This is a genomic window from Actinosynnema sp. (genome assembly GCF_052038725.1).
Map to the genome: position 1 here is coordinate 1 of NZ_JBQGCX010001464.1, position 7748 is coordinate 7748.

Annotated in this window: 7 protein-coding genes; all 7 read right to left on the reverse strand. The window is 73.4% G+C overall.

Going from position 1 to position 7748, the window contains the following annotated elements; translation table 11 throughout:
• Positions 1-243, reverse strand: a 243-nt coding sequence (locus ACTUAL_RS30915; protein WP_440902703.1) for a flavin reductase family protein, incomplete at its 3' end; no start/stop codon positions are given.
• Entirely contained in the window at positions 240-1538 is a 1299-nt protein-coding gene (locus ACTUAL_RS30920; RefSeq protein WP_440902704.1) for an ACP S-malonyltransferase, read from the reverse strand. The genes ACTUAL_RS30915 and ACTUAL_RS30920, both read right to left, overlap by 4 nt.
• Positions 1535-2584, reverse strand: coding sequence for an enediyne biosynthesis protein (locus ACTUAL_RS30925; RefSeq protein WP_440902705.1), 1050 nt, complete (start codon positions 2582-2584; stop codon positions 1535-1537). Before ACTUAL_RS30925 ends, ACTUAL_RS30920 begins: the two co-directional genes overlap by 4 nt.
• The gene (locus tag ACTUAL_RS30930; protein ID WP_232519929.1) at positions 2581-4521 is read right to left on the reverse strand and encodes a CRTAC1 family protein; all 1941 of its coding nucleotides are present in this window, start codon (positions 4519-4521) and stop codon (positions 2581-2583) included. The genes ACTUAL_RS30925 and ACTUAL_RS30930 overlap by 4 nt, the downstream gene beginning before the upstream one ends.
• A 342-nt stretch (positions 4522-4863) precedes the next feature.
• Positions 4864-5601 carry an SDR family oxidoreductase gene (locus ACTUAL_RS30935; protein WP_440902706.1) on the reverse strand — a complete coding sequence of 246 codons (738 nt, stop codon included), beginning with the start codon at positions 5599-5601 and terminating at the stop codon, positions 4864-4866.
• An 84-nt stretch (positions 5602-5685) separates the two neighbouring features.
• On the reverse strand, positions 5686-6384 hold the full coding sequence (locus ACTUAL_RS30940) for a DUF899 domain-containing protein (protein WP_096495219.1): 699 nt from the start codon (positions 6382-6384) through the stop codon (positions 5686-5688).
• Positions 6385-6400: 16 nt separating this feature from the next.
• A partial coding sequence (locus tag ACTUAL_RS30945) for an AMP-binding protein (protein WP_440902707.1) occupies positions 6401-7748 on the reverse strand: 1348 nt, incomplete at its 5' end.

The window sequence follows — 7748 nt, forward strand, 5'->3', positions numbered from 1 at the left end:
CACCGAGACCGCGAACTCCCCCTCCTCCACGATGGCCGCGTGCATCAGCGCCGTGCGCGCCACGCAGCACAGCACCAGCGGCGGGGTCAGCGACACGGACGAGAACGCGTTGGCGGTCATGCCGTGCGTGCTGCGGCCCGCCGTGGTGAGCACGGTGACGCCGGTGGCGAACCCGCGCATCACCTCCCGCAGCGCGGGCCGGGACACCAGCGGCGTCGCGGGGCCTGCCCCGTGCGCGCTCATCGCCCCACCCCCGCGTGCCCGGCGCAGCAGTGCGGGACCTCTTCCCTGGGCAGCAGCGGTTTCAGGTCGACCTCGGCGCCCAGCGCGTGCGCCGCGCCGAGGACCGCGAGCAGCGGGGCCCCGTCCGGGCTGGTGGTGTCGGTGGCCAGCACCGGCACGTCCGGCACGACGCGCGCCGCCAGTCCCGCGAGCACCCGGCCCGGCCCGAGCTCGACTGCCAGGTCCACGTCCCGCAGCGCCCGCGCCACCGCCTGCCGGAACAGCACCGGTCGGCGCACCTGCTCGCGCAGCAGCGCCTCCGGGTCGTCGTCCGGGCCGACCGGTCGGGCGGTGACGGTCGACACGACCTCCCGCTCGGGCGCGGTGATCCGGACCCGGCCCAGCGCCTCGCCCACCGCCTCGGCCGCGCCGCTCACGTGCGCCGTGTGGAAGGCGTGCGGGACGCGCAGCCGGTGCACGCGGAACCCGCGCCCGCGCGCGGCCTCGCACACCCGGTCCACCGCGTCGGCGGGCCCGGCGACCACGGTCTCGTCGGGCGCGTGGTCACCCGCGACGCCGACGTCCTCGGCCACCGCGAGCGCGGCGGCGGTGTCGAAGCCGGTTCCCAGCACCGCCATCGCGCCCCCGCCCGCCGAGGCGGACGCCATCACGCGGGCGCGCTCGGCGACCAGGTCCAGGAGCGCGCGCGGGTCCAGGCACCCGGCCCAGCTCAGCGCGGTGAACTCGCCGAGGCTGTGGCCGACCGCGACGTGCGCGTCGACCCCGGCCATCCCCAGCAGCCGCGCCGCGGCCAACGACCCGGCGACCACGCGCACCTGCTCCGCGTCGGCCCCGTCGCCCGGCCGCGCGGCCCGCAGCACCTCGGCGGCCTCGGGGTAGCGCCGCCACACCGCGCCGCCCACCACCTTCCCGCCCTGCGCCGGGAACAGGTAGGCGATGCGGGGCGGGGTGGTGGCGCGCCCGAGGAACACGCCGTCGTCGGGCAGGAAGGCCTTGGTGGCCCCGGCGTCCAGCAGTTCGACCAGCGCCCGGAACGCCCGCCGCGCGCCCACCGGGTCGGAGGCGACGACGGCGGCCCGCACCGGTCCTCCCGCGCGTGATCCCGCGAGCTCGGCCGCCAGCGCGGCCAGCGACCCGGCGGCCTGGGTGCCACCGGTCAGCTCGGCCTCCAGGTCCTGCCCCGGCTCGGGGAGCTCGCTCCCGCTGGGCGGCCCGGCCAGCGCGGCCACCCGGTCGCGCAGCTCGCCGAACCCGGCCGCGTCGAGCAGCAGCAGCTCGGCGTCCCCGGCGCTCATCGCGCCGCCCCCGCGGCCCCTTGCCCCGCGGACCCTTGCCCCGCGGCGCTTTGCCCCGGTGCGCTCTCCCCCGCGGCGGGGCTCGCCGCGCCCGCCCCGGCCGAACGACCGGTCCGCAGGTGCACGCCCCACCACCACAGCCCGCGCAGCAGGCACACGATCGCGGTGGCGAAGAACAGGGTGTAGACGACGTTGAACAGCATCAGGATGCCGTAGACGAACGCGACACCGCTGCCGAACATGAACTGGTTGACCGGCTTGGTCGGCGTGGTGCCGGGGTCGGTGATCATGTAGTTGGTGAACAGCACGAACGCCACCCCGGTCATCACCCCGAGCGCGTTGTACAGCGACACGTCCCAGATCCAGTGCCGCACGAACGCCTGGATGGCGAACCCGCCCATCCAGCCGACGATCAACGGCACCCGCTTGGTGAGCAGCCCGTTGATGACCGTGCCCGCCGTGGCGATGATGATCGGGATCATGACCCGCCAGTAGTAGTTCGCCTCCTCGGTGAACTCGTACGGCGGCGCGATGCTGATCCACGAGCCGAAGAACAGCAGCGCCAGCGTGATCCCGAAGTTCGACGGGTTCATGTAGTGCCGCATCCGGCCCGCGATCGGCGCCTGGAGCACGTGCTTGGCGGCGACGCCGCAGAACACGCCGAACAGGATCGGCCACAGCTGGTTGTTGGCGTACAGCAGCATGTTCACCGCGAGGCTGGTGATGTGCGCGGGCAGCAGGAACTCGTACACCCCGCGCATCCCGCGCCCGCCGAACCGGGGGGCGCGCTTGTAGGCCCACGCGCTGATCACCTCCAGCACGATCTCGGTGGTGTACCCGGCCAGCACCGCGGCGAACGGCCACAGCCAGGGCTGCTCGAACCCGAGCAGCGTGTACCCGAAGACGTTGAAGACGCTGATGGACAGCGCGAAGTTGCGCAGCGCCACGTAGCGCGGGTCGAGCTTGGGCGGTTTCGGGGCGGGGATGGTCGGCGCGGGGGCCTGGCCGTCGCCTGCCCGGTCGGTGGTGGGGGCGGTGGCGGTCATCGGACCGGGACCTCCTGTGCGGTGCTGGTCAGGTAGAGGGTGCGGTCGCCCTGGTCGACCGTCGTGGTCTGCTCGTGCAGCCGCCCGTCGAGGTCGCGCCAGCACAGCGTCAGCTCGACCGGGCCGGTGTAGTCGCCGAACCCGAAGTGGACGTCGAAGCTGCGCTTGCCGCCGTGGCCGCTGCCGCCGTCGAGCTGCGAGACCTGCTGCCCGCCGTCCGGGGTGCGGGCCGTGACGGTGGCCCCGTAGGCGGGGCTGCCCGGCCCGACGAGACCGGTGCCCGCCTGCTCCACCGGGCGGTACAGGTGCAGCGTCAGGTAGCCGCCCCGGTCCGGCGCGGTGTTGGCGTAGAAGGAGGGCGGCCCCCACTGGCGGGCGATGGCCAGGTCCAGCGCGCCGCTGCGGGTGCTGTCGCCCATGGCGATGCCCCGGCTCGGGTGGTGCACGCCGAGGCCCAGCTCGCCGGTGATGTTGACGAACTGCTCCTCGTGGCGGCCCCTGGCGAAGAACGCGGGGGCCTCGTGGCCGGAGATGTCGTCGCCGGGCTGCAGGGTGGGCCACATGACCGGGTTGGACACCAGCATCTCGTTGGACATCGCCAGCTCCTGCAACCACGGCCAGCGGTCGGTGTCGCCCTTGACGAACCCGGTGGTCTGGACGACGTCCAGGTTGCCGGTGTTGGCGAAGTCGCCCATCTTGATGTCCCAGCCCCAGCCGGACCACGCGGTGGCCAGCTCCTGGCCGCGCTGGGTGAACAGCGCCTTGCCGCCGCCCATGGCCTCGGCCTGCGCCTTCGGCTCGGCCGCGTCGTTGACCCACAGGAAGTGGCTCTCCTCAAGGCCCCACGCGGTGGTGATGTTGCTGACCGCCATGTCGAAGCTGCCGTTGCGGTCGACGTCCGCGAAGTCCACGCCCATGCCCTTGAACGAGTCCTTGCCCAGCACGAACGACTTGGGCGTGGTCGGGGTGCGGGTGCCCAGGACCGGGGCGAACCGGATGCGGTCGGGCGTGGAGGTGTTGTGCAGCATGAAGTCGTGGCCGAAGTCGTTGGCGATGTACACCTCGGGCAGGCCGTCGCCGGTCATGTCGGCGTTGCTGAGCCCGAGGGTCCAGCCGTTGGCCGCCAGGTGCGGGATCGCCGCGTCCTCCTGGACGTAGCCCGCGCTGGGCTCGTCACCGGCCGCGCCGGAGGTCCAGCGCAGGACGTGGTTGCCGCCGCCGTTGAGCGCCCTGGAGAGCGAGTCGTTCATGGAGACGTTGTTCTGGCCCTGCGGGTCCAGCACGTCGGAGTCGGGGAAGTAGTTGCCGATGATGATGTCCGGGCGGCCGTTGCCCGCCAGGTCGCCGACCGTCACGGCGTTGGTGTGCCACTTGGGACCGTGGTACTCGCCGTCCTGGGTGACCTGCGGGACCAGCTCGGTCGGGTGGTAGGAGGCGAGCTCGACGCGCTGCGCGCTCTCCTTGGCCAGGTACAGCACCGGGGTGCGCCCCCAGTAGCTCACCAGCAGGTCCGCGCGCCCGTCCGCGTTGAAGTCACCCGGCGTGCAGCCGGTCGGGGCCATCGCGCGGCCCACCGGCAGCGGCGCGGGGTCGAGCAGGAACGGCGCGAACCGGTCCTCCTCGGGCGCGGTGGGCGCCGGGGTGACGATCACCTCGTCGGTGCGCGGGTCCACGATGCACAGCGAGTTCGCGCGCCCGTGGCCGGTGAGGTCGTTGAGGGCGATGCCCGCGCCGACCGAGGAGATCCAGCTGCGGATGCGGTGGAACTCCGGGTTCACCTCCCGCACGTCCTTCATCGGGCGGTCCTCGTAGCCGGGTGGCAGCTCGATGGGCAGCTCCCGGAACCCGTACTGCACGGCGATGTCGTGCGCTCCGGGAACCGCGACGGCGTTGTGCCCGACCGCCAGCAGGGACGCGCCGACGAGGACGGTCACCACGCCCGGAACCAGTTTCCGCGTTCGCTCAGCAAAATCAGCCATGATCTCCCCGCCGCACGCCACCGGGAGTCGCCTCCCGCCCGGCTCGAGTGGATGAGTGAGTGGAATGGGGGCCGCGCGCCGGGACCGGCGGATTCACCACCGGATCGGTGCTCCCGGACTGGCGGCCTGCGCTGTGGAACAGCTCCGATCCAGTATGGGAGCGGGTTCGGCGGGGTGCTTCTCCCGGAGTGCTGCGAGGTTTCTCCGGGAATGCGGCAACGTTTTCGCTGCCCGGAAAGGAAAAAAGGGGGCGGGACCGGAGAGCGCTCCGGTCCCGCCCCCTCGAACGGGGTCGCGCGCTCAGCGCAGCTCGCGCAGCCCGGCGCCGCTGAGCAGGTAGGCCGGGGCGACGGTGCCTGCGCTCAGCAGCCCCACCGCGGCCCGCCCGGCGATCTCCGGGGTGAGCAGCGGCTTGTGGTGCTCCAGGAACGCCTTGACGGGCGCGCCCGCGCGCTCCGCGTACGCGGCGACGGCCGCCGAGCCCACGCCCGTCTCCGGGGCGAAGCGGGGCAGCACGGCGGTGAACGACAGGTCCAGCCCGGCCCGGTCCGCCTCGCCCTGCGCGTAGCCGGTGAGGAAGCGCTGCATGGCCTTCGCGCCCGCGTAGCCGCCGCTGAGCGGGGAGCCGTCGGCGTTCAGGGCCGCGCCGCTGCTGACCACGACCACCCGGCCGCCGGGCCGCAGCGGGGCGGTCAGCGCCTCGCGCAGCCAGTCGAAGGTGATCCGGACGTCGGTCTCCCAGTTGACCGAGAAGCTCTCCCAGTCCTGGTCCTGCAGCGGGCGCATGACAGGGACCGCGCCCGCGACCACCACGAGCGCGTGCGGCTCGTGGCGGGCGATCAGCTCGGTCGCGGACTTGCCGTCGGCGGCGTCCACGACCTCGGCCCGGACCTGCCCCGCGCCCGAGGCGGGCGCGGTGTGCTCGACGGCGGTGCGGGCGATCGCGACCACCGAGGACCCCGCGTCCGCCAGCGCGGCGGCGATCCCCCTCCCCAGGCCCCGGCTGGCGCCGACGACGATCGTGGTCCTGCCGGACATGTCGCGCATGGTGGTGCCCTCCCGGTCGTGGTGCGGGTGTCCTGATGGGGGTGCCGCGGCGCGGGGGTGCCGGCCGCGTGGCCGTCAGCCCTTGAACCTGGTGTTGTTCCACCAGTTCTCGCCGGGCCCGGACGCGTCGTCGGCCTCGTAGCGGTCCTTGAACCGCCACCAGTCCCACGGGTGCTCCAGCTCGTCCTCGCGACGCCCGAGGTGGGTGATGTCCAGGTAGTTGTAGAAGTTCTTGAAGATCTCGCCGCCCCGGTCGAACACCGAGTAGGTGTGGAAGACCCGGTCGCCCTCGCGGTAGAAGGCGCTCACCCCCGGCGACTCGCCCTGCTCGGTGGAGACCTCGTAGTCGTAGTTGAAGTCGCTGCCGAACGAGGAGTACCAGGGCATGGTCCAGCCCATGCGCGCCTTGAACGGCTGGAAGTCCGGGTACGGGGCGCGGGAGACCATGGCGAACGTGGTGTCGCGCGCCCACAGGTGGGCCAGCTCGCCGACGCTGTCGGCCTGCATGGAGCAGCCGATGCAGCCCTCCTGCGCGCCGGGGCTGTACATGTAGTGGCGGACCACGAGCTGGCGGCGGCCCTCGAACATCTCCAGCAGCGACAGCTCGCCGTCCGGGCCCTGGAACCGGTAGTCCTTCTCCACCAGCACCACCGGCAGCGCGCGGCGCTGGGCGGCGATCTCGTCGCGCGCCCTGGTGACCTCCTTCTCCTTCTCCAGCAGGACCTTGCGGGCCTGCAACCACTCCGCCCTGGTGACGACCTGCGGACTGCTCATCTGTCTCCTCCTCGGGTCACGCGGCGCGGTCGCGCAGCGCGCGGCGCTCGACCTTGCCGACCGGGGTGCGCGGGATGCGGTCGACGAACTCGATCCGGCGGATCTTCTTGTAGGGGGCGACGCGCTCGGCCACGTACGCCATCAGCTCCTCGGCGGTCGTGGCCCCCTTGGCGACCACGAACCCCTTGGGGATCTCGCTGGCCTCCTCGTCCGGCACGCCCACCACCGCGGCGTCGGCGACCTCAGGGTGCTTGAGCAGCACGGACTCCAGCTCGACCGGGGACACCTGCTGCCCCTTGTACTTGATCAGCTCCTTGATGCGGTCGACGAGCACCAGCTCGCCGTCGGAGCCGACGTAGCCGAGGTCGCCGGTGCGCAGGAACCCGTCCGGGCCCAGCACCTCGGCGGTGGCGGCGGTGTCGGTCGCCCCGGCGGCCAGGTAGCCGCGCATCACCTGCGGGCCCCGGATCAGCACCTCGCCGGTCTCCTCCGCGTTCAGCTCCTCGCCGGTGTCCGGGTCGACCACGCGGCACTCGACGCCCGGCGCGGGCGTGCCGACCGAGGAGTCGTTGGCGGGGTGGTCGGACTGCATGAACGAGACCATCGACTCGGTCATCCCGTAGCCCTGGGCGATGCGGCAGCCGATCCGCTCGCGCACCAGGCGCGCGATCTCCGGGTCGAGCGCGGCGCCGCCGGAGACGATGGAGCGCAGCGAGGACAGGTCGTGCTCGTCGACCAGGGGGCTCTTCGCGAGCAGCACGGCCATGGTGGGCACGACGTAGAGCCGGGTGACCCGGTGGTCCTCGACCGCGCGCAGGAACGCCTCGGGGTCGAAGCGGGGCACGGTGATCAGGGTGCCGCCCTGCAGCAGGGTCGCGTTCATCATCATGGTGAGGCCGAAGGCGTGGTGGAACGGCGGGACGGCCAGCACCACCTCGCCCGGTTCGATCGGGGCGACCATGCTGGTGAGCAGCGCCTTGGCGACCAGGTTGCGGTGGGTGAGCACCACGGTCTTGGGGTGGCCGGTGCTGCCGCTGGAGTGCAGCAGGGCGGCCGGGTCGCGCGCCGGGTCGAGCTCCCTGACCGCTGCGGCGGCCGGGGCGCCCGCGTCGTCGGCCAGCGCGGTGAACGGGCGGGCGCCGGGCGCGGGCGCGGTGGTGAGCACCTCGTCGATCCCCACCTGCGCGGCCAGGGCGGTCCCCCGCTCCAGGTCGGCGGGCGCGACGACCAGCAGCCGGGCCCCGGACTCGGTGAGCCGGGCGGCCAGGTCCCGCTCGGTGTCCAGCGGGTTGAGCACCACCACGGCCCCGCCAGCGCCGGTCGCCGCGTGGGCGATCGCGGGGTCCTCGGGGCCGTTCGGGGAG